The sequence below is a fragment of the Myxococcales bacterium genome, assembly GCA_016717005.1.
Lineage (GTDB): Bacteria > Myxococcota_A > Polyangia > Haliangiales > Haliangiaceae > UBA2376.
On the sequence record JADJUF010000007.1, the window covers coordinates 675,365 to 697,630 of the forward strand.

Consider the following 22,266-nt stretch of genomic DNA (forward strand, 5'->3'; position numbering starts at 1 on the left):
ACGCGTCGATATGTTTCATCTTAGGAGCATGACCCGCGAGATTGCAATGAACACGGCCCGCGAGCGCACGGGCGATCGCCGCGCCCACCCTCGCCCACACGCGCGCGGCGCCCGGGCCGCGATCGCCGTGGTCGCCCTGCTGGCGGTCGCCCGCCCGGCGCGCTCGGCCTACGGCCCGCCGCTCACCTCGCGAACCGGCGCCGTCGCTGCGGACGACCCCACGGCCAGCGCGGTCGGCGCCGCGGTCCTCGGCGACGGCGGCAACGCCATGGACGCCGCGGTCGCGACCGTGCTCGCGCTCGGGGTCGTCAACCCGACCTCGTCCGGGATCGGTGGCGGCGGGTTCGCGATCGTCTACGACGCCGCGTCCGGCCAGACCGTCGCCCTCGACTTCCGCGAGGTCGCGCCGGCGGCGCTGGACCCCGGCGACTTCGTCCGCGACGGCGCGATCGACCCGAACCTGGCGCGCCGCGGGGGCCTGGCCGTGGGCGTCCCCGGCGAGGTCGCCGGCCTCGCGCTGATGTCGCAGCGGTTCGGACGCCTCAGCTGGCGCCGCGTGGTGGCGCCATCGGTGCGGCTGGCGCGCGACGGCTACGCGACCAGCTGGTTCTTCGCCCAGGCCGCGGCGCGCGTGGCCCCCGACCTGCCGGACGAGCCGGCCTATCTCCCGCTGCGCGCGCTGCTCACCGAGGACGGCGCGCCGCGCCGCTGGGGGCAGCCGATGGCGCGCCCGGCGCTGGCGGCCACGCTCGCGGCGCTCGCGACCGATCCCCGGGCGCTGGCCGTCGGGCCGATCGCCGACGACATCGTCGCCACGGCGGCGGCCGCCGGCGGGGTGCTGACCGCGGCTGATCTGGCGGACTACGTCGTCGCCGAGCGCGCGCCGCTGCGCGGCTCGTGGCACGGGCTCGAGCTCGCGACCATGCCGATCCCGTCGTCGGGCGGCGCCGTGCTCCTCGAGGCCCTCGCGCTGCTCGATCGCGCGAAGGTCGACCTCCCGCGCCTGGGGCCAGGCTCGTCCGCGGCGCTGCACCTGATCGCCGAGGCCGCCAAGCACGGGTTCGCGGATCGCGCGCGCGCCCTCGGCGACACCGACGCGGGCCGCGCCGCCGCCGCCGCGATGCTCGAGCCCAAGCGCCTCGACGCGCTGGCCCGGACGCTCGCGCCCGATCACACGCTGCCGAGCGCGCGCTACGGCGAGCCGGCGCCGGTCGTGACCCACGGCCCGGGCGGCACCAGCCACGTGTGCGTGATCGATCGCGACGGCAACGCCGTGTCGCTCACGACCACGGTCAACGGCTACTACGGCAGCAAGCTGGTCACCGCCGGCGGCGTCGTGCTCAACAACCAGATGGACGACTTCGCGCTCGCCGCCGACACGTCGAACATGTTCGGCCTGCGCCAGGGCGCCGAGAACCTGGTCGGCCCGGGCAAGCGGCCGCTGTCGTCGATGACGCCGGTGCTGGTGTTCGAAGGCGGCAAGGTGGTCGGCTGCGTCGGCGGCTCGGGCGGCCCGCGGATCATCTCGAACGTGCTGCAGGTGCTCCTGGGGATGTTCGCGTTCGACCTCGACCCGCGGGCCGCCGTCGGCGCGCCGCGGGTCCACCACCAGTGGCTGCCCGACGTGCTCACCGTCGAGGCCGACCTGCCCGCCGACGTCCGCGACGGCCTGACCGCGCGCGGCCACACCGTCGTGATCAGCCCGTCGCCGACCGCGGTCCAGGTGTTGCGGGTCCGGCCCGATGGCGTCATCGAGGCCGCCAGCGACCCGCGCAAGAACGGGGCGCCGGCGGCGCCGGCGCGGTAGGCTCGGCCCATGGCATCGTCGCGCTGGACCGCGGCCGCCGGGCTCGGGCTCGCGGCCGCCATGCTGATCGCCGCGGCGACCTCGTCGCGCTGGCTCGTCGCCGAGGTGCACTCGTTCCAGGCCAACGCCAGCCTGCAGATCGGCCTCACCAGCCTCAAGGCGTGCGTCACGACCACGCTCGGCAGCCAGTGCGAGCGCGCGGCGTGGACCGACTTCCCGGGCGGCACCAACGCCTCGACGTGGATGTGGATGGGGCGGCTGATCTTCTTCGTGAGCCTGGCGGCGGCGCTGGGCCTGGTCGTCCTCGGCGGCCTGGCCGTGACCGAGGTCGAGCTGCACGCGCCGGTGCCGCTGCCGCGCATCGTGCTGTGGATGTGCCTGGCGATCCTGCCGCTCATGATCGGCTACTGGCTGTTCCCGCCCAGCGGGTTGAGCCAGCTCGAGGCCGGCCGCGGCTTCGCGCTGGGCGCGCTGGGCACGCTGGCGGGCGCGTTCACGGCCTGGCGCCAGCTCCCGGACGAGTGATCGGCCCCGGCGGCGCTGGGCGCGCGCGGCGCCCGCGCTACTTGCGCGCGACGAAGTCGATCGACGTGATCGCCAGCTGCTCGCGGGTGTACTTCGCGAACTCGGGGTGCACGGTGATCCGGTCGAGCTGGGCCAGGCGCTCGGGCTTGGCCCGCGACGTGTCGAGCGCGATCGTGAAGCCGCCCGCGATGGCGAGCTCGGTGAAGTCGGGCGCGCGCAGCCGGTTCTGGTACAGGAACCGGTTCTGCCACTTGGCGAACCGCGCCGACGAGTACGACAGGTAGTGGAGCTGATCGATCTTGCCGTCGCCGTAGGCGTAGTGGTCGCCGCAGTTGACGCCGTGGATCATCACGCCGCCGGCCGGCAAGAGCCGCTTCGCCTCGGCGAAGATCGCCGCGATCACCGGGCCCGGCACGTGCTCGAGCACGCTGTTCGAGAAGACGATGTCGATCGAGCCGTCGGCCAGGGTCGTGGCGCTGGCGTCGGCCGGGGCGTGGTACTCGACCACGCCGTCGGTCGCGGCCGTGACGTCGGCGCCCCCGGCCAGGGCCCGCGCGACCTTGGCCAGGCGGTGCTCGACGTCGCCGGCGCTGACCCCGGCGGTCGCGGCCAGCACGTCGATGTGCGCGGGCACCGCCAGCACCTCGACGCACTGCCGGGTCAACGCCGGGCGCAGGTAGCGGTTGAGATCGACCGTGACCACGCGCGCGGCGCCGGCCGCGTACAGCGCGAACGGAAACAGCGTGTACCAGCCGGACCCGATCTCGAGCATGCGCGCGCCGGGGACCTGGACCCCGCACTGCCGCAGCATGTCGACCATGACCCGCCAGTCGTCGACCTTGATCGTCATCTCGCGGGTGACGTTGCGGAGGCCGCCGGCCCGCCGCTGGAGCTGGTAGTGCAGCTCGTCGCCGCGGGGGACGACACCCAAGACCTTCTGGATCGCGCCCTTGATGCGCCAGTGCATTGCGCGCCGGACCTTACACGAACACCGGGCCGCTCGCCGCCACCCCGGCCCGGCTCCGCGCGCGCAGGCGGCGCGGCCGGGGGCGACCGTCCGGCGCGGTCCGTGAACCGCGGTCGCGCGCCCAGCCGCCACCGGCCAGGTCTGGCGCCAGACCGGCGCGATGACTCGGTGTAGATTCTGCGCCGATGCCTTCGCCCGCGCCCGAGTTCCGCCCCATCCGCCGCGTGCTGGTCGCCAACCGCGGCGAGATCGCCGTCCGCGTCATGCGCACGTGCCACGAGCTCGGCATCGAGACCGTCGCGGTCTACAGCGACGTCGATCGCGCCGCGCCCCACGTGCAGCTCGCCGGCCGCGCGATCGCGATCGGCCCGGCCCCAGCGAAGGACAGCTACCTGGTGATCGAGAAGATCCTCGCCGCGTGCGCGGCCTCGGGCGCCGACGCGGTCCACCCCGGCTACGGCTTCCTGTCGGAGAACGAGGACTTCGCCGACGCGTGCGCGGCCGCGGGCATCACCTTCATCGGCCCGCGCGCCCACGCGATGCGGCTGATGGGCTCCAAGACCGAGGCCCGGAAGACCGTCAGCGCCGCCGGCACGCCGGTGGTGCCCGGCGACAACGGCCCCGAGGGCAACGGCTTCCCCGACGTCGCCGGCGCCCAGGCCGCCGCCGAGCGCATCGGCTTCCCGGTGCTGATCAAGGCCGCGGCCGGCGGCGGCGGCAAGGGCATGCGCCTGGTGGCCGCGGCCGCTGACTTCGCCGCGGCGTTCGAGGGCGCCAAGCGCGAGGCCGCGGGCGCGTTCGGCGACGACACCGTCTACGTCGAGAAGGCGATCATCCGGCCGCGCCACATCGAGATCCAGGTGTTCGGCGACGCCCACGGCAACGTCGTCCACCTCGGCGAGCGCGACTGCTCGATCCAGCGCCGCCACCAGAAGGTGATCGAGGAGGCGCCCAGCCCCGCGGTCGGCCCCGAGCTGCGCGCGCGCATGGGCGCGGCCGCGATCGCCGCCGCCAAGGCGGTCGACTACCTCGGCGCCGGCACGTGCGAGTTCCTGCTCGGCGCCGACGGCGGCTTCTACTTCCTCGAGATGAACACCCGGCTCCAGGTCGAGCACCCGGTGACCGAGATGATCTACGGCCTCGATCTGGTCGCGTGGCAGCTGGCGGTGGCCGAGGGCCGGCCGCTGCCGCTGACCCAGGCCGAGCTCGACGCCCGCCGCCGCGGCCACGCGCTCGAGTGCCGGATCTACGCCGAGGACCCGGTCAAGTTCCTGCCGTCGCCGGGGCGCATCACGCACCTGCGCGTGCCTGACGGCCCCTACGTCCGCAACGACAGCGGCTGCTACGAGGGCGCCGACATCCCGGTCCACTACGACCCGATGATCTCCAAGCTGGTCGTCTGGGGCGAGGATCGCGCGGCCGCGGTCGCGCGCATGCGCCGCGCGCTCGACGAGTACCAGGTGCGCGGCATCGAGACCAACCTGCCGTTCCACCGCCGCGCGCTGCGCCACCCGCAGTTCATCGCCGGCGAGTTCGACACCGGCTTCATCGGCCGCGAGCACGCCGCGCTGACGCCGCACGCCGAGGGCGCCGCGCTCGACGCCGCGCTGATCGCCGCCGCGCTCGAGGCCGCGGGCACCCGCGCGCCGAGCGCGGCCGGCCCCACCGCCGACCTCGGCGGCGGCCCGTCGGCCTGGCGCACCGGCCGCGCCGGCTGGCGCGCGTAGCCCGATCCGCGCTCGGCGCGGGCCCGGCCTGACGGCGGCGGGAGGATCGATCATACGCCCGGGACCGGGCTGGTCAACGACGAAGCGTGCGACGAACGCACGCATCGTGACGATCGCGCGTTGCGTGCGCGCGAGCGATTGCCAAGCGGGTGCACGGTGGGTAGAACCGCGCCGAGTTTCGGCTCGCCGCGCCACCCGTCACCAGGACCAGCAGCCATGGGCAACCAGACCAAGTTCGTGTTCGTGACCGGCGGCGTGGTGTCGTCGCTGGGCAAGGGCATGGTGTCGGCGTCGATCGGCGCGCTCATGGAGAACCGCGGCCTGCGCGTCGCCAACATGAAGCTCGATCCGTACATCAACGTGGATCCCGGGACGATGAACCCGATCCAGCACGGCGAGGTCTACGTCACCGACGACGGCGCCGAGACCGACCTCGACCTCGGGCACTACGAGCGGTTCGTCTCGGCCCGGATGTCGAAGCTCAACAACATCACGACCGGCCAGGTCTACTCGGCGGTGATCGGCAAGGAGCGCCGCGGCGAGTACCTGGGCTCGACCGTCCAGGTCATCCCGCACATCACCGACGAGATCAAGGCCCGCATCCGCGCCTGCGCCGAGGGCCTCGACCTGTTGATCGTCGAGGTCGGCGGCACGGTCGGCGACATCGAGTCGCTGCCGTTCCTCGAGGCCGTGCGCCAGCTCCGCACCGAGCTCGAGCGCGATCAGTCGGTGGCGGTGCACCTGACGCTGGTGCCGTACATCAGCGCCGCCGGCGAGTTCAAGACCAAGCCGACCCAGCACTCGGTCCAGAAGCTGCGCGAGATCGGGATCACCGCTGACGTGCTGATCGTGCGCTGCACGCAGAAGCTCGAGGCCGATCTGATCAAGAAGACCGCGATGTTCTGCAGCCTGTCGCAGGACGCGGTGTTCCAGTCGGTCGACGTCGACACGGTCTACCGGCTGCCGCTGGTGCTGGCCGAGCAGGGCCTCGACGACAAGCTCGGCAAGCTGCTCAACATCTGGTCGCGCGGGGCCCGGCTCGACGCCTGGGAGACGATCTGCGAGAAGATCACCCAGCCCAAGCGCACGATCACGATCGGCTTCGTCGGCAAGTACGTGCAGCTGGTCGAGAGCTACAAGAGCCTCAACGAGGCCCTGCTCCACGGCGGCATCGCCAACGACTGCAAGGTCGAGATCCGCCACATCGACAGCGAGCTGATCGAGCAGCAAGGCGCGGCCGCCCACCTGGGCGAGGTCGACGGCGTCCTGGTGGCGCCGGGGTTCGGCGCCCGCGGCACCGAGGGCAAGATCGCGGCGGTCAAGTTCGCCCGCGAGGGCAAGGTGCCGTACTTCGGGATCTGCTTCGGCATGCAGATGGCCTGCATCGAGTTCGCCCGCCACGTCTGCGGCCTCGACCGCGCCAACTCGACCGAGGTCGACCCGACCACCCCGTTCCCGGTGGTCGACCTGATGCCCGACCAGCGCGGCGTGACCGACAAGGGCGCGACCATGCGCCTGGGCACCTACCCGTGCACGCTCAAGGCCGGCACCAAGGCCGCCGACGCCTACGGCACCCTGGCGATCGACGAGCGCCACCGCCACCGCTGGGAGATCAACAACGCCTTCCGCGAGCAGCTCGAGCGCGCCGGCATGGTGCTCTCGGGCCTGTCGCCCGACGGCCGCCTGGTCGAGATGATCGAGCTGCCCTGGCACCCGTACTTCGTGGCGTGCCAGTTCCACCCCGAGTTCAAGTCGCGGCCGAGCGCGCCCCACCCGCTGTTCGCGCGGTTCGTCCAGGCCTCGCTCGAGCACTACGACCGGCGCCGCGCCGCGCGCTGACCGCCGCGCCGAGCGCGCACCGACCGGCCCCGCGCCGCGCGCTGACCGCCGCGCCGAGCGCGCACCGACCGGCCCCGCGCCGCGCGCTGACCGACCGGCGCTGACCGACCGGCGCCGCGGCCCGCGCTGACCGACCGACGCTGACCGTCCCGGCGCCGCGGCCCGCGCTGACCGACCGACGCTGACCGACCGGCCCCGCGCCGCGCGCTGACCGACCACGCTGACCGACCGGCGCCGCGGCCCGCGCTGACCGACCACGCTGACCGTCCCGGCGCCGCGGCCCGCGCTGACCGACCACGCTGACCGTCCCGGCGCCGCGGCCCGCGCTGACCGACCGACGCCGCGGCCCGCGCTGACCGACCGGCGCCGCGGCCCGCGCTGACCGACCACGCTGACCGACCGGCGCCGCGGCCTGACCGACCGACGCTGACCGACCGGCGCCGCGGCCCGCGCTGACCGACCACGCTGACCGACCGGCGCCGCGGCCCGCGCTGAGCGGCGTCTCGGCGCCGCGCCCCGACCGGCACAGAGGCCCCGACCCGCGTTCAACCACCCGGCACCGCAGACCTTTGTTGCTCGCCCGCCATGGACCAGGGACACCGGGGATCCTGCGAACAATGCTGTTGACGTCCGCGGATTAGCAACATCGGTGCCACGAGCGTAGACACGACTTCGGTGGTTCGCGTACAGTCGGGGTCGTTGGCTCATGCCAACTTCGGGCCAGCGGGAAAACGGTCCCGGCCGAAAGCTCAACCGTACGGAATCAAAGGAGTATCGCCCATGGGCATGGAGATGCGCCAAGAGCTGCGACTGAGTCAGCAGCTCGTCATGACGCCTCAGCTCCAGCAGGCGATCAAGCTGCTTCAGCTCTCGCGGATGGAGCTCGTGGACATGGTCCACGAGGAGATGCTCGAGAACCCGATCCTCGAAGACGACTTCGAGGTCTCGGCCGAGCAGGGCAAGGAGCGGGAGCTGCTGGGCGGCGACGACCAGCTGGCGATGCAGATGGAGCGGGCCGGCAACACCGAGACCCCGCTCGAGCAGCCGACGATCGAGAACGCGAACCAGGTCGAGGTCAAGGCCGACGGCACCGCCGTCAACGAGATCGACTGGGAGAACTACCTCGACAACTACTCGATGGCGTCGCCGATGCCGTCGTACCGGGGCGACAGCGAGGACCTGCCGTCGCTCGAGGCCACGCTGACCCGGCCACCGTCGCTGCACGACCACCTGGCCTGGCAGCTCAAGCTGTGCGACCTGACCGATCGCGAGAAGGAGATCGGCCTCATCATCGTCGGCAACATCGACGCCGACGGCTACTTCAAGGAGCCGACGGTCCCCGAGCTGGCGGCCGACGAGGAGGTCAGCGAGGAGCTGGTCGAGAAGATCCTCGAGAAGATCCAGACCTTCGACCCGGTCGGGATCGGCGCGCGCAGCCTGGCCGAGTGCATGCTGATCCAGGCGATCGCCGTCGGCCAGGACGACGACCTCGTCGTCAAGATGATCAAGAGCCACCTCGGCAACTTGATGAAGAAGAACTACCCGGCGATCGTGCGCGACCTCAAGCGCCCGGCGCCGGCGCCGCAGCTCGACATCGAGGAGATCTACGAGGCCGCCAAGGTCATCATGGACTTCGATCCGCGCCCGGGTCGGCAGTACGCCTCCGACGACGCCCACTACATCACCCCGGACGTCTACATCCACAAGGTCGGCGACAAGTTCTTCGTCGTGCCCAACGACGACGGCCTGCCCAAGCTGAAGATCGCCAACTTCTACAAGGCGGCGATGGGCTCGGGCGACAAGTCCAAGGAGTACGTCCAGGACAAGATGCGCTCGGCGCAGTGGCTGATCCGCTCGATCCAGCAGCGCCAGCGCACGATCATCAAGGTCGCCGAGTCGATCCTGAAGTTCCAGCGCGAGTTCTTCGACAAGGGCATCGCGCACCTCAAGCCGCTGATCCTCCGCGACATCGCCGAGGACATCGGCATGCACGAGTCGACGGTGTCGCGCGTGACGACGAACAAGTACGTGCACACGCCCCAGGGCATCTACGAGCTGAAGTTCTTCTTCAACTCGGGCATCTCGTCGTCGTCGGGCGACGACCTCGCCTCGCAGGCGGTCAAGTCCAAGATCAAGGAGCTGGTCGACGCCGAGGACGCCAAGCGCCCGCACAGCGACCAGAAGATCGTCGAGCTGCTCAAGAAGGGCGGCATCAACATCGCCCGCCGCACCGTCGCCAAGTACCGCGAGCAGATGGGCATCCTGTCGTCGAGCCAGCGCAAGAAGGTCTTCTGAGCTACTTGGAGGAGCTTTCTGGGGCCGCGGGGGCTACTTCCGGCGGCGCTTCTTCGGCTGCTCGCGGGCGTAGTCGAACCAGGGCGGATCGGGGTGGGCGGCGTCGCGGACGCGCAGCACGACGGCGTCGTCGACGGCGACCTCGGCCTCGGACCAGCCGTCGGGCATGGCCGGGCCGACCCAGGCGTACAGCGCCCGGGCGTCGCGCGGCGCGAGGTTGACGCAGCCGTGGCTCTTCCGGTCGCCGAAGCGATCGTGCCAGTAGGCCGCGTGCAGGTACAGGCCGCGCTTCCAGCGCAGCGCCCAGGGCACCTCGCCGACGTCGTACTGCTGGGCCTCGTCGGCCTCGGCCGCCATGCCGGTGGTCGCGGCCTTGGCGACGATCCGGTAGACGCCGACCGGCGTGGTCCTGGCGCGGCGCCCGGTCGACACCAGGGTCACGTAGACCGGGGTCGCGCCCTGGTACGCGACCAGGGTCTGCTGATCGAGGTCGACGTCGATCCACGGCGCGTCGGCGGCCAGCCCGGCCGGCCGCGGCATGACGGTCACCAGCCGCAGCTCGCGCGCACGGACCCAGGCGCGGTCGCCGAGCTCGACCCAGTCGCCCCGCACCGACCGCACCCACACCACCTCGCGCGGGTCGCGGCGCCCGACCTCGACGGCGCTCGCGGCGGGCGTGGCGCGCACCACCGCCGGGTGCTCGGGACCGACGAACGCCAATGGCCACGGCGCCAGGGTCGTGCGCAGATCGAGCCCGGCGAACCGCGACGGCGCCAGCGGCCGCAGCTCGGAAGACGGCACCAGGCCCTTGTTGGTGCGCTGGTAGTCGAGGCCGTCGACCTCGACCTCGCCGAGGCTGCGCACCATGACGTGGCTCGACAGCAGCGTGGGCTCGTCGGCGCGGACCGCCGCGGGGTCGCGGTACGCGGGCGTGTCGTCGGCGACCACGTCGAAGTACACGCCCGGCACGAGCGCGCCCGGCGCCACCGCGGGCTGGGGCACGCCGCCCGGCGGCGCGGCCCGCGGCGCCAGCGCCTGCGCGCACAGGTAGCCGGCCGGCGCGATCGCGACCCAGGTCCGGCACCGCCGGTCGCCCTCGACCAGCGCGGTCCACGCCACCCGGGTGCCGGCCACGATCTTGCCCAGCACCGCGGCGTCGCGGGCGGGCGCGGCGACGACGTGGCTGGTGGTGGTCACCTCGAGCGCGGTGGTGTCATCGGGCCAGCCCAGGCTGGTCGGCGTCGGCGGGGCGACCAGATCGTCGGCGCGCGCGGTCCCGAGCGCGCACGCCAGCAGCGCCGCCGCAGCGCACCTCACCGCCGACCTCGGGCGGCGGTCATCCGCACCCTCCAGCGCCAGCAGCGCCGCCGCAGCGCACCTCACCGCCGGCCTCGGGCCGCGGTCATCCGCACCGCCAGCGCCAGCGCCGCCGCAGCGCACCTCACCGCCGACCTCGGGCCGCGGTCATCCGCACCGCCAGCGCCAGCGCGGCCGAGGTCGAGGCCGACCGCGCCCGGCCGGTGCCGGCCAGATCGTACGCGGTGCCGTGGTCCGGCGAGGTCCGCACGATCGGCAGCCCGAGCGTGACGTTGACCGCGTGCTCGAAGTCCACGAGCTTGACCGGGATGAGCGCCTGGTCGTGGTACATCGCGACCAGCCCGTCGTAGCGACCGCCGACGGCGTCGCGGAACGCGGCGTCGGGCACGAGCGGCCCGCTGACCACCGCGCGCGCGCCCAGCGCCGTCGCCAGCGCCGCGACCGCCGGCGCGATCACCTGATCGTCCTCGGCGCCGAGCAGCCCGCCCTCGCCGGCGTGGGGGTTGAGCCCGACCACGCCCAGGCGGATCGGCGCCGGCCGCCCCAGGTCGCGCGCGAGCGCGTCGGCGAGCAGCCGCCCGACCGCGACGATGCGCGCGGTGGTCAGCGTCGCCGCGACCTCGGCCAGCGGGATGTGGACCGTGGCCAGCGCCACGACCAGCTGCGGCCCGACGAAGGTCATCGCGACCTCGGCCGCGCCGAACCGCGCCGCCAGCAGCTCGGTGTGCCCCGGGAACGCCAGCCCCGCCCGGCGGGCCCAGGTCTTCGAGATCGGCGCGGTCACCAGCGCCTGGACGCGCCCGGCCCGGGCCGCCGCGATCGCCGCCTCGAGCCACGCCACCTGGGCCGCGCCCGAGCGCTCGTCGGGGTGCCCGGGCCGCACCGGCTCGATCGCCGCGCCCTCGCACGGGACCGCCACCGTCACGCCGATGGTCGCCGCCGCCGCGGCCAGCACCCGAGGATCGCCGAACACGATCACCTGGTCGCGCACCTCGGGCGTCGCCGCCGCCACGGCCGCGGCGACGACCTCCGGGCCGATGCCGGCCGGATCGCCGAGCGTGATCCCGATCGCCATCACGGCCACCATACCGTCGGGGCTCGCGATTGAACATGGCGGACCCGGCGATCGTCCATCATCGTATCCCCATGCGCGCGCTCGTCCCCGCCCTCGCCGTGCTCGGCCTGCTCGGCTGCGGCGGCGCGGCCGGCGAGCTGCTCGATCCCGCCGAGCCGACGGCCTCGGGGCCCGAGCCGATCGCCGCGATCCACGCCGGCGAGAAGATGCGGTTCGAGGTGCGGCTCGCCGGGGTGCTGGCCGGCGAGGCCACGTTCACGACCGTCGAGGTCGACACGCGCGACGGCGCCACGACCGCGCGCCTGTCCTCGACCCTGCGCTCGGCCGGCGCGCTGGCCCTGGTCAAGGACGTCCGCGACGACGCCACGACCGTGCTCGACGTCGACGCGCTGCGGCCGCGGTCGACGTCGTCGGAGGTCCACGCCGCGCCCCGCGACTACGCGGCCGACACGCGCTTCGTCGGCCGCACCGCCGAGATCGACTTCCGCCCGACCAAGGGCCCGCCCCAGCACATCGTCTACGACTTCGGCGCGCAGGTCCCGCACGACTCGCACAGCGCGATGGCGACGATGCGGGTGTGGCAGGATCCGCCCGGCGCGACCCGGACCTTGTGGGTGCTGGGCGGGCGCCGGATCTGGAAGCTCGAGCTGACCCTGCGCGGGACCGAGGTGATCGGCACCTACGGCGGCAACCAGGCGGCGCTGCGCATCGACGGCGTCGCCAGCCGCGCCTACGCCAACCTCACGCTCGACACGCGCAAGCCGCCGCGGACGTTCTCGCTGTGGATGTCCGACGACGCCGACCGGGTGCCGTTCCGCGTCGTCGCGGGCACCGAGCTCGGCGACGTGACGATCGATCTGGTCGACTACGTCCGGCCGTGACCGCGGCCGCTCACGCGCCGCGCGGGGCGACCAGCCGGGCCAGCGCCGCGTACATCGGCTCGGCCAGGTCGGGATCCTCGCCGGCCAGCTCGGCGAAGTCGTCGCCGCGGATCGCCAGCACCCGGACGTCGTCGACCGCGACCGCGAGCGCGTCGGCGCGGCGCGGCTGGCCCTGGGCCAGGAGCGCCTCGGGGTAGAGCAGCGTGCCGGTGCCGCTGGTCTCGCCGCCGAGCACGACCTCGCCCGAGAGCAGGACCCAGCCCACCCGGCTGCCGATCGCGGCCTCGGGCAGCACCTCGCCCGCGGCGAAGTCGCGGTGGACCGCGATGCGGGTCGCGCGCAGGCGCTGCTGCGGCGACAGCGGCTCGAACAGCGGGCACTGGGCCAGCGCCTCGGCGTCGAGCTGGCGCTGCGCCGCCGGGATCGGGGCGTCGCCGACCTCGACCACCTTGATGACCAGCGCGGTGGCGTTGTCCTCGCCGCCGCGCTCGAGCGCCAGCTCGACCAGGCGCTGCGCGGCCCGGGCCGGGCTCGGCTGCGCGACCAGCACCTGGCCGACCTCGGCCTCGCCCACGTACTCGCTGACGCCGTCGGAGCACAGGAGCAGGCGATCGCCGTCGGACAGCGGCACCAGGAACGTGACGACCTTGGTGTCGTCGCCGAAGCCGAGCGCGTTGGTGATGACGCCCTTCCAGCGGGCGCTGTTGGCGCCCTCGGCGATCGGCATGCCCGACGCGATCAGCCGGGCCAGGAGCGTGTGGTCCTCGGTCAGCTGCATCGCGATGCCGCCGCGCACCAGGTACGCCCGCGAGTCCCCGGCGTGGGCGATCACCGCGTCGCCGCCGGCGATGACCACGCCCGTGAAGGTCGTGCCCATGCCGTGCTTGCCGGTGTCCGCGGCCGCCTGCTCGCAGATCGTGCGGTGGGCGGCCATGACCCCGCCCTTGACCGCCGACAAGAGCGCGCGGCGATCCTCGAGGGTGCCCGACGTCAGCCACGCCGACGCGGCCCGCTGCACCGCGGCCCCGGTCCAGTGCTCGCGCGTGACCCGGACCCCGATCGCGGACGCCACCTCGCCGGCCGCGTGCCCGCCCATGCCGTCGCACACGATGAAGATGCCGTCGTCGGCCGCGACCAGGTGCGCGTCCTCGTTGTGGTCGCGCACGTTCCCGACGTGGCTCGTCACGGCGGCCACGATCGATGCCCTCACGGAGCCCTCGGATCCCGGCGGGGTCGCGCCATCGGGTCGATCTATGGCGCCGGGCAGCGGCCGGCCCGCAGCTTGTAGCCGAGGTTGCGCACGGTCTCGATCAGCCCGCCCGCGACCGGCCCGAGCTTGGCGCGGACCCGGCGGACGTGGATGTCGACGGTGCGCGTGCCGCCGGTGTAGGCGTAGCCCCAGACCCGCTCGAGCAGCTGATCGCGCGTGAACGCGCGGCCGCGGTGCTGGGCCAGGAACGCCAGCAGCTCGAACTCCTGGTGGGTCAGCGCCAGGCGCCGCCCGGCCAGCCGGGCCTCGTGGCCGGCCAGGTCGATCACCAGGTCGTCGAGCTTGACCAGCTCGTCGGAGCCGAACGCCGCCGCCCGCCAGTCGAGCTGCCGGACCCGCGCGTACAGCTCGGCCGGCACCAGCGGCGTCAGGACGAAGTCGTCGAAGCCCGCCGAAAGATCGAGCCCCGGCAGGCGGGCCAGCGGCACCGCCATCAGGATCGGCACCTCGGCCAGCGGGCCACCGCCCCGAACCTTCTTCACCGACCGCAGCGCCCGCGGCAGCTCGTCGCCGGCGTCGATCACGATCACCGTCGGCGGCGCTGACGCCAGCGTGCGCTCGTCGAGATCGCCCAGATCGAACCGCGCCAGGGTCACGTCGCTCCCCAGATCGACCAGCGCTGCGGCCAGTGAGCCCCGGTCGTCGCGACTGATCGCCGGCTCCGCGCAGATCACCAGCGCTCGCACCCGGGAGTGATCGCCCCCTTGACCCGGCGCGTCAAGAGCCACAACCCCTGTTGCCGTCGGCAGAGAGCATGTAAGAATCGGGCCTGGATGGAGGAATTCCACTGCTCCTTCTGCGGCAAGCAGCGCCGTGAAGTGCGCAAGCTCATCAGCGGGCCGCGGGTGTTCATCTGCGACGAGTGCGTGACCTTGTGCAACGACATCCTCGCGAAGGAGGAGGCGGCGGAACGTCCGAAGTTCCCACCGCCCCGGGCCATCGTCGAGGAGCTCGACCGATACGTCGTCGGGCAGGGGTCGGCCAAGCGCGCGCTGTCGGTCGCGGTCTACAACCACTACAAGCGCATCGGGCTGCGCGGCAAGCAGGCCGACGTCGAGGTCCAGAAGGGCAACATCATCCTGCTCGGGCCGACCGGCTCGGGCAAGACGCTCCTGGCGCAGACGCTGGCCAAGAAGCTCGACGTGCCGTTCGCGATCGCCGACGCCACCACGCTGACCGAGGCCGGCTACGTCGGCGAGGACGTCGAGAGCGTGGTCAAGGGCCTGTTCCGGGCCGCCGGCGGTGACGTCGAGAAGACCGCGCGCGGCATCATCTGCATCGACGAGATCGACAAGATCGCGCGCAAGGGCGGCACGCCGTCGCCGACGCGCGACGTGTCCGGCGAGGGCGTGCAGCAGGCGCTGCTCAAGATCCTCGAGGGCAAGACCGCGACGATCACGCCGGACGGCGCGCGCAACCGGCCGCAGCAAGAGCTCATCCAGATCGACACGACCGACATCCTGTTCATCTGCACGGGCGCGTTCAACGGCATCGAGGACATCGTCCGGCGCCGGGTCGGCCAGCGCGGGCTCGGGTTCGGCGCCTCGATCGGCAACCAGGACGACGACAAGGACTCGCTGCGGCGTGCGGTCCGGACCGAGGACATGGTCAAGTTCGGCATGATCCCCGAGTTCATGGGCCGCCTGCCGGTCATCGTCTCGTGCGATCAACTCGACGTCGACGCGCTGACCGAGGTGCTGTGGCGGCCGCGCAACGCGCTCGCCAAGCAGTACCAGCGCCTGTTCGAGCTCGAGGGCGTCAAGCTGACGTTCCGACCCGACGCGCTGACCGCGATCGCCCACGAGGCCAACCGCCGCGCCTCGGGCGCCCGCGGCCTGCGCGCGATCCTCGAAGAGGTGATGCTCGACGTGATGTACGAGATCCCGTCGCTGTCGGGCGTCAAGGAGTGCGTCGTGACGCGCGACGTGGTCGAGAGCCGCGGCCGGCCCGAGCTGGTCCTCGAGAGCAAGGCCGCGTCCTGATGCCGCCCGCGCCGGGGGCCGTGGTCGCCGCGCTGGCGGCGACGGCCGCCGCGCTGCTGGCCGGCGGCTGCCGCACCCACGCCGCCGGGCCCGCGCCCACGTCGAGCTGCCGGACCATCGCGGTCGCCGGCGAGCGCTGGCTCGCCGCGGCCCCCGCGGCCGAGCGCGACGACACCTTGCGGTTCGCGGTCGAGCTGATCGACGGCTGTCAGGCCCCGGGGATCGGCCCCGCGCTCACGACCTGTCTCGGCGGCGCCGCGACCGCCGCCGGCGCGCGCACGTGCCCGGGCGTGATCGCGGTCCACCGCGGCGCCGTCCCCCGCGCCCTGCCCCACGCCGGCGCGCCCGACGACGACGACGACGAGCTCGAGCCCGACGACGAGTTCTGACGCCGCCGCGCGCTCACTCGCCGTCGTAGCCGCCGTAGCCGTAGCCGCCGTAGCCGCCCGACTCGCCGCCGAGCAGCTCGTCGAGGCGCGCGCGGGTGGCGTCGTCGACGTCGACGCCGCGCGAGCGGATCTGCTGGGCGGCGGCGCCGCGCACCTGGGCCGAGGCGCCGGCGCTGGCGAGCACGCGCAGGAGCGCCTGATCCACGTCGTCGCCGCCGTTGTACGAGGCCCAGATCGCCGCGGACGCGAGGCCGTCGTCGCGATCCTCGATCGCGCGCGCCAGCGCCGCCGACGCGCGCGGGTCGTCGACCGACCCCAGCCCCTGGACCGCGGCGACGCGGTCGCTGGTGTCGCCGGCCGTGGTCGCGGCCATCAGCGCGTCGACCGCGCGCGCCGAGCCGACCTGCCCGAGCGACGACAGCGCCTGGGCCTTGACGTTGGCGTCGGCGTCGCGCGTGAGCTGGATCAGCGACTCGATCGACGCGTCGTCGCCGGCCTGCACCAGGGCGCCGACCGAGGCCGCGCGCACCGACGGATCGCTGGCGCGCGCGGCGACCGCGAGCAGGCGCTGCGCGTCGGCGCCGCCGACGTTCGCGAGCGTGTAGGCGACGCCGCGGGCCAGATCGAGATCGTCGCCGCGGAGCACCTGCTCGGCCAGGTCGATCGCGTCCGGCGTCCCGCTGGCGAGGAGCTGCTGCAGCGCCTGGCCCTTGAGCTCGGGCTGGCCGCCGCGCACGACCTCGGCCAGCGCCGCGCGCACGTCGGCGGGGCTGCCGATCTGCCCGAGCGCGCCGAGCGCCGCCGCGGCCACGCCGGGGTCGTCGCCCTTGAGCGCGGCCAGGAGCGCCTGGCGCGCGTCGTCGGTGCCGATCCGGCCCAGGGCCCACGCCGCGCTCTGCGCCTCGGCCCGGCGATCCGAGAACAGCGCGTCGGTGAGGAGCTGGCCGACCACGGGATCGGTGGGGCTGGCGTTGGCCAGCGCGTCGAGCGCCTGGGTGCGGCTGCTGCCGTGCCCGTGCTCGGCCAGGTTCATCAGCGCGACCCGGGCCTCAGGGGCGCCGGCGTCGGCGAGCATCCGGATCGCCTCGGCCTTGTCCTGGCGGCCGCCGCTGTCGGCCAGCGCGATCGCCAGCGCGATCGCCTCGGGCTCGCCGGCCCGGACCAGCGCCGGCAGCACCGCCCGACGATCGGCCGGCCCGCCGTGGCGCGCGATCTCCAGCAGCGCGGCCTGGACGTCGGGGCTGCGCAGCTGCTGCAGCGCGCTGATCACCTGGCTCGAGGTCGGGCTGTCCGCGAGCGCCGCGTCGATCAACAGCTCGCGGGCCGCGTCGCCGCCCAGGTTGACCAGGGCCTGGGCCGCGGTCGCGACCAGGCTGCGATCGGTCACGGCCAGGAGCTGGCCCAGCGCCGTGACCGCGCCGGCGCCGCCGAGCTCGCCGATCGCCGTCACCGCCGCGTAGCGCGCGCCGCTGGCGCCGTGCTGCGCGACCTCGACGAGCTGCGGCAGGTACCGCGGGTCGCCGGTGCGCGCCAGCGCGGCGACCGCCGAGGCGACCACGTTGGGATCGCCGGCGCCCAGCAGCGCGACGACCTTGGCGGCGGTGGCCTCGTCGGTCGGGCGCAAGTTGGCCAGCGCCTGGGCCCGGATGCGGGCGTCGCCGGCGTCGATCAGCCCGGCGAGGAGCGCCTGCGCGCGGTCGCCCGGGATCTGCGCCAGGGCGTAGACCGCGGTCGTCGCGCTGTCGAGATCGGTGGTCGGCACGAGCGCCGCCAGCCACGCCGCGGCGGCGTCGCTGCCGAGGGTCCCGAGCGCGTAGATGGCGGTCGTGCGCAGCGGATCGCCGCGATCGCTGGCGACCGCCTCGAGCACCGCCTCGGCGTCGACGCCGCCAGCGGTGGCCAGCCCGGCCAGCGCGGCGCCGCGGATCCGGGGCCGCGGGTCGTCGGTCAGCTCGATCAGCCGACCGACCGCGTGCGCGCTGCCGATCGTGCCGGCCGCGGCGATCACCGTCTCGGGGACCGACGCCCGCGGGTCATCGACCAGCGACAGCAGCGCGTCGGCGCCATCATCGGTGGCGATCGTGGCCAGCCGGTCGGCGTAGATCTGCAGCTCCTTGACCGAGCGCGCGCTGAGCAGCCGCGCGATGAGATCGCGCTCGGACAGCCCCACGGCCGCGGCGTCGACGCGCAGCGGGCGGCGAAGATCCTGCGCGGACCGGCCGCCGACCGCGGGTCGACCCGACCTGGGCCCGGCCGGCGCCGGCCGATGCCACGCCAGCGCGGCGGCGACGACGGCGAGCACGGCGCACGCGAGCTGGTAACGGCGGACGGTGGTCACGGGTGCTCCTGGGCCGGGCGCGGGATCGCTGGCTCGGTCATCGAACGAACGAGCGACGGCCGCGGTTCATTTCCGGTGCGCGTCAAGCGCGGCGCCACGCAACCGGGACGAGGTGCACGGTGGCCCCCTGGTGATTGACCTGCGCGCGCCGCGGTCCATAGACTAGGGACATGCTCACGCCAACCGAGAGCGAGGAACTGCGCCTGCGCCTCGAGGCCGAACGCGGTCGCCTGGTCGTCAACGCCCACGCGGCGCTCGGCTTCACGATGGATCGCGATCGCGACCGGATCGGCCGCGACTCGATGGACGAGTCGATGGAGGAGGAGCTGTACTCGACCCAGCTGCGCCTGCACGATCGCGAGAACTTCCTGCTGACCAAGATCCAGGACGCGCTCAAGCGCCTGCAGGCGGGGGAGATCGATGAGTGCGAGGAGTGCAGCGAGCCGATCGGGTTCCGGCGCCTGATGGCCCGCCCGGTCACGACCCTGTGCTTCGAGTGCAAGACCGCCCGGGAACAGGTCGAGGCCGACGTCGCGGAGGAGTGAGTCCATGTCGAGGCAGTGGGGCCTGGGGCGGGGTCGGTTTCGCGAGATCCACCCGGGTTTGCTAAGTGGTCGAATCCTCTGCTAGCATCTCCTTCGTCCTCGGATGCGCGACCGATACACGATCACCGAACGCCTCGACCACGGCGGCATGGCGGAAGTCTTCCGCGGCGTCGCCGAGTCGATGGAGGGGTTCAAGAAGTCGGTCGCGATCAAGCGCATCCTGCCGAACCTGACGAAGAACCAGAAGTTCGTCAGCATGTTCCTCGACGAGGCGCGGCTGTCGCTGTTCCTGCAGCACGCCAACATCGTCCAGGTCTTCGACATCTCGAAGACGCCCGACAACGCGTACTTCCTCGTGATGGAGTTCGTCGACGGGTGCAACCTGAAGGGGCTGATCGATCGCCAGCGCCAGAAGAACAAGCGCCTCGAGACCGCCCACGTCATCTACATCATGATCGAGTGCTGCAAGGCCCTGCAGTACGCCCACCAGCTCGAGAACCCCGAGACCAACGAGCCGCTCGGCATCGTCCACCGCGACATCTCGCCGCCCAACATCCTCCTGTCGAAGAACGGCGAGGTGAAGCTGGTCGACTTCGGGCTGGCCAAGGCCAACAGCCAGATCGAGTCGACCGACCCCGGCGTGGTCAAGGGCAAGTTCAGCTACCTGTCGCCCGAGGCCGCCAGCGGCCTCGAGGTCGACGCCCGCGCCGACGTGTTCGCGGTCGGGATCATCCTGTGGGAGCTGTTCACCGGCAAGCGCCTGTTCTACGGCGACACCGACTACGCGACCGTCGAGCAGGTCCGCCAGGCCCGGGTGCCGTCCCTGCAGGCGCTCAACCCCGACATCGAGCCGGAGCTCGAGGGCGTGGTCCGCAAGGCCCTGGCCCGCGATCCCGAGGATCGCTACCACCACGCCGCCGATCTCGGCGACGCGCTGGCCCAGTACCTGTTCTCGCGCCGGATGAAGGTGACCGCGCGCGACATCGCCCAGCTCGTGCGCGACGCGCAGATGGAGCTGATGCGCAAGCGGTCGGCCGAGCCCAAGGCGTCGATGCTGATCGACGCGCTCATCAACGACGAGGTCAACCGTCTGACCTCGCTCGTCGGTGAGGAGGAGGGCCCGGCGGTGGCCGGCACCCAGAGCCTCGACCCCAGCCACTTCGTCGACACGTCGTCGTGGACCAGCGATCTGCTCGACTCCCCCGACGGTCGTCGCCAGAGCGTGGCGCCCGGCGGCATGCGCGCCGGGGGGACCCAACCCCGCGGCGACGTCGACGGGCTGTCCAGCATGCTCGAGCCCGATCGCACCGGCGTCCACGCCAAGGGCGGCGGCCGCGGCTTGCTCATCGGCATCATCGTCGCGGTCGTCGTCGCCGCCGTCGCCGCCGGCGTCGTCGTCACGCAGGTCCTGTAAGCCCGGAACCGGCGTCGGACCCGGACCCGGTATCGGAGCCGGTGCCGGTGCCGGAGCCGGAGCCGGAGCCGGAGCCGGAGCCGGAGCCGGAGCCGGTGCCGGAGCCGGAGCCGGAGCCGGAGCCGGAGCCGGAGCCGGAGCCGGAGCCGGAGCCGGAGCCGGAGCCGGAGCCGGAGCCGGGCGTCAGCGCCCGAGCAGCTGCCGGGCCTCGGCGGCCCGCTCGCCGTCGGGCCAGCGCTTGAGGTAGTGCTCGAGCGCGGTCCGCCCCTCCTTTACCCGGCGCGCGCTGATCCGCGCCTGCCCGAGCAAGAACCACGCGTCGGCGTTCTCGGGGTCGAGCTCGACGGCGCGCGCCAGGGTCGTCGCGGCCGCGGGCCAGTCCTCGGTCTCGACGTAGACCCGGCCGAGCACGCCGTGGGCGTCCGCGTTGGTCTCCTCCTTGCGCGTCGCCTCGATCAGCTGCGGTCGCGCGGTGGCGTAGTCCCCGACGCTGTAGGCGGCGTAGCCGACCCAGAGGCACGCGTCAGCGAAGGTCCGGCGCGGGGCGTTGGCGACGTTGGCCTTGGCCGCCTTGAAGTCGGCGAGCGCGTCCTGGGTACGGCCGCTGATCAGCGCGACCCGGCCGGTGACCAGGCCGGCGTCGGGCCGGTTGGGGAACTTGCGCAAGATGTCGTCCATCACCGTGCGCGCGCCCGCGGTGTCGTTGGCGGTCAGGTGCGCGTCGAGGAACAAGATCCAGGCCTCGAAGTCGCGATCGTCGGCGGCGATCGAGTCCTTGAGCTCGGCGATCGCGCGCTTGACGTCGCGGTACCGCAAGGCCAGGCGGCCGCGCTCGCGCGCCAGCTTCGCCGGGGGCGTCGCGTCCTGGTCGGCGGCCCGGTCGAGCAGCGCCTTGGCGCCCTCGAGATCGCCGGTGAACACCAGCGCGCGCGCGGTCTCGACCAGCACCGCGCCGTCGTCGGGCGCGCCCTCGAGCAGCCGGCGCAGGGCGTCGCGGCCGCCGATCGCGTCGCCGTCGTCGATCGCCAGCACCGCGGCCTCGCGCCGGGCGTCGCGCGAGACCAGCATCTCCTGGGCCTTGCCGTAGGCCGCGCGGGCCTCCTTGGCGTTGCCGAAGTCGCGCTCGACCCGCGCGAGCTCGAGCCAGGCCCGGCCGGTGACCGGCCCCGGCGCGCCGTCGGCGGTGATCCGGCCCAGCGCGATCCGCGCGTCCTGCCACTGCTTCTGGAGCCGCAGCGCCGAGGCGTAGGCGATCGTGAGCCGCGGCGGCGCCTGCTTGGAGTAGCGCGCCTCGAGCCGGGTCTGCGCGGCGTGGGCGTCGTTGCGCAGGAGGTCGACCTCGGCCCGCGCGACCAGCGCGTCGAGATCGTCGGGGCGCTTGGCCAGCGCCGCGTCGAGCAGCGCGGTGGCGCCGTCGGCGTCGCCGCGGGCGATCGAGATCTCGCCCCGCACGATCGCGAGGTCGACCGAGTCGGCGCCGCTGGTGACCGCGGCGACCGCGGTGGCGGCCTCGTCGATCTTGCCGCTGACCAGGAGCCCGCGGGCGCGCACCGCGACGAGCCCCGGGCTGCTCGGCCACCGGGCCAGCCCCTGCTCGGCCAGGCGCCCCGCCTCGGCCACGTCGCCGAGCCCGAGCGCGAGGGCGGCCTGGGCCTCGAGCAGGCCGCGCGTGGTCCGCTGGCTGCTCTTGAGCCGCTCGATCGCCGCGCGGGCCTTGGGCGGATCGCCCGCGGCCAGGTTGACCTCGGCCAGCGCGAGCTGGGCCCACGCCGCCTGGCCCGGGGACACCCCGAGGCGTTGGTCGGCCACCGGGCGCGCCGCCTCGGCGTTGAGGCCCTCGAGCTCGGCGCGGAGCTTGTCGGCCTCGGCGCGCGCGCTGCCGCTCGCGGCCCGGA

17 protein-coding genes are annotated in these 22,266 nt (G+C 73.7%); 10 read left to right on the top strand and 7 right to left on the bottom strand.

The annotated features are described in order from the left end of the window. The first annotated feature begins 28 nt into the window (after nt 1-28). The gene (gene ggt, locus IPL61_09755; GenBank protein ID MBK9031602.1) at nt 29-1,807 is read left to right on the top strand and encodes a gamma-glutamyltransferase; all 1,779 of its coding nucleotides are present in this window, start codon (nt 29-31) and stop codon (nt 1,805-1,807) included. 9 nt (nt 1,808-1,816) lie between these two features. Further along, the gene (locus tag IPL61_09760) at nt 1,817-2,332 is read left to right on the top strand and encodes a hypothetical protein (GenBank protein MBK9031603.1); all 516 of its coding nucleotides are present in this window, start codon (nt 1,817-1,819) and stop codon (nt 2,330-2,332) included. 37 nt (nt 2,333-2,369) lie between these two features. On the opposite strand, the gene IPL61_09765 is transcribed toward IPL61_09760, so the two are convergent. Further along, complete coding sequence (locus IPL61_09765) at nt 2,370-3,299, bottom strand: class I SAM-dependent methyltransferase (GenBank protein MBK9031604.1); 930 nt, start codon at nt 3,297-3,299, stop codon at nt 2,370-2,372. Between the two features lie 185 nt (nt 3,300-3,484). Between IPL61_09765 and IPL61_09770 the strand changes: the two genes are divergently transcribed. The 3 genes from IPL61_09770 (at nt 3,485) to rpoN (ending at nt 9,160) form a co-directional block, all read left to right on the top strand. Next, complete coding sequence (locus tag IPL61_09770) at nt 3,485-5,026, top strand: acetyl-CoA carboxylase biotin carboxylase subunit (protein MBK9031605.1); 1,542 nt, start codon at nt 3,485-3,487, stop codon at nt 5,024-5,026. A 216-nt stretch (nt 5,027-5,242) separates the two neighbouring features. Beyond that, complete coding sequence (locus IPL61_09775) at nt 5,243-6,865, top strand: CTP synthase (protein MBK9031606.1); 1,623 nt, start codon at nt 5,243-5,245, stop codon at nt 6,863-6,865. Nucleotides 6,866-7,645: 780 nt separating this feature from the next. Beyond that, entirely contained in the window at nt 7,646-9,160 is a 1,515-nt protein-coding gene (gene rpoN / locus IPL61_09780) for an RNA polymerase factor sigma-54 (protein ID MBK9031607.1), read from the top strand. A gap of 33 nt (nt 9,161-9,193) precedes the next feature. Here the strand turns inward: rpoN and IPL61_09785 are convergent, their stop codons facing one another. Further along, nucleotides 9,194-10,477, bottom strand: a complete 1,284-nt coding sequence (locus IPL61_09785; protein MBK9031608.1) for a L,D-transpeptidase — start codon at nt 10,475-10,477, stop codon at nt 9,194-9,196. A gap of 124 nt (nt 10,478-10,601) precedes the next feature. Beyond that, entirely contained in the window at nt 10,602-11,564 is a 963-nt protein-coding gene (gene pdxA, locus IPL61_09790; GenBank protein ID MBK9031609.1) for a 4-hydroxythreonine-4-phosphate dehydrogenase PdxA, read from the bottom strand. Nucleotides 11,565-11,623: 59 nt separating this feature from the next. On the opposite strand from pdxA, the gene IPL61_09795 reads away from it, so the two are divergent. Beyond that, nucleotides 11,624-12,433, top strand: coding sequence for a DUF3108 domain-containing protein (locus IPL61_09795; protein MBK9031610.1), 810 nt, complete (start codon nt 11,624-11,626; stop codon nt 12,431-12,433). A gap of 10 nt (nt 12,434-12,443) precedes the next feature. Here the strand turns inward: IPL61_09795 and IPL61_09800 are convergent, their stop codons facing one another. Together IPL61_09800 and IPL61_09805 are read right to left on the bottom strand one after the other, a co-directional pair. Further along, entirely contained in the window at nt 12,444-13,619 is a 1,176-nt protein-coding gene (locus IPL61_09800; protein MBK9031611.1) for a protein phosphatase 2C domain-containing protein, read from the bottom strand. A 65-nt stretch (nt 13,620-13,684) separates the two neighbouring features. Next, a complete protein-coding gene (locus IPL61_09805) occupies nt 13,685-14,137 on the bottom strand; it encodes a response regulator transcription factor (GenBank protein MBK9031612.1) in 453 nt (150 codons plus the stop codon). Between the two features lie 339 nt (nt 14,138-14,476). Here IPL61_09805 and clpX point away from each other — a divergent pair, with 339 nt between their 5' ends. Then, on the top strand, nt 14,477-15,685 hold the full coding sequence (gene clpX / locus IPL61_09810) for an ATP-dependent Clp protease ATP-binding subunit ClpX (protein ID MBK9031613.1): 1,209 nt from the start codon (nt 14,477-14,479) through the stop codon (nt 15,683-15,685). After that, nucleotides 15,685-16,074 carry a hypothetical protein gene (locus IPL61_09815; GenBank protein ID MBK9031614.1) on the top strand — a complete coding sequence of 130 codons (390 nt, stop codon included), beginning with the start codon at nt 15,685-15,687 and terminating at the stop codon, nt 16,072-16,074. Before clpX ends, IPL61_09815 begins: the two co-directional genes overlap by 1 nt. 13 nt (nt 16,075-16,087) lie before the next feature. Here the strand turns inward: IPL61_09815 and IPL61_09820 are convergent, their stop codons facing one another. Beyond that, the gene (locus tag IPL61_09820; protein MBK9031615.1) at nt 16,088-18,412 is read right to left on the bottom strand and encodes a HEAT repeat domain-containing protein; all 2,325 of its coding nucleotides are present in this window, start codon (nt 18,410-18,412) and stop codon (nt 16,088-16,090) included. A gap of 170 nt (nt 18,413-18,582) precedes the next feature. Here IPL61_09820 and IPL61_09825 point away from each other — a divergent pair, with 170 nt between their 5' ends. Beyond that, on the top strand, nt 18,583-18,957 hold the full coding sequence (locus IPL61_09825; GenBank protein ID MBK9031616.1) for a TraR/DksA C4-type zinc finger protein: 375 nt from the start codon (nt 18,583-18,585) through the stop codon (nt 18,955-18,957). A 103-nt stretch (nt 18,958-19,060) separates the two neighbouring features. After that, nucleotides 19,061-20,371, top strand: a complete 1,311-nt coding sequence (locus IPL61_09830; GenBank protein ID MBK9031617.1) for a serine/threonine protein kinase — start codon at nt 19,061-19,063, stop codon at nt 20,369-20,371. A 183-nt stretch (nt 20,372-20,554) separates the two neighbouring features. On the opposite strand, the gene IPL61_09835 is transcribed toward IPL61_09830, so the two are convergent. Next, nucleotides 20,555-22,266: tetratricopeptide repeat protein (locus tag IPL61_09835; protein ID MBK9031618.1), on the bottom strand; the 1,712-nt coding region annotated here is incomplete at its 5' end.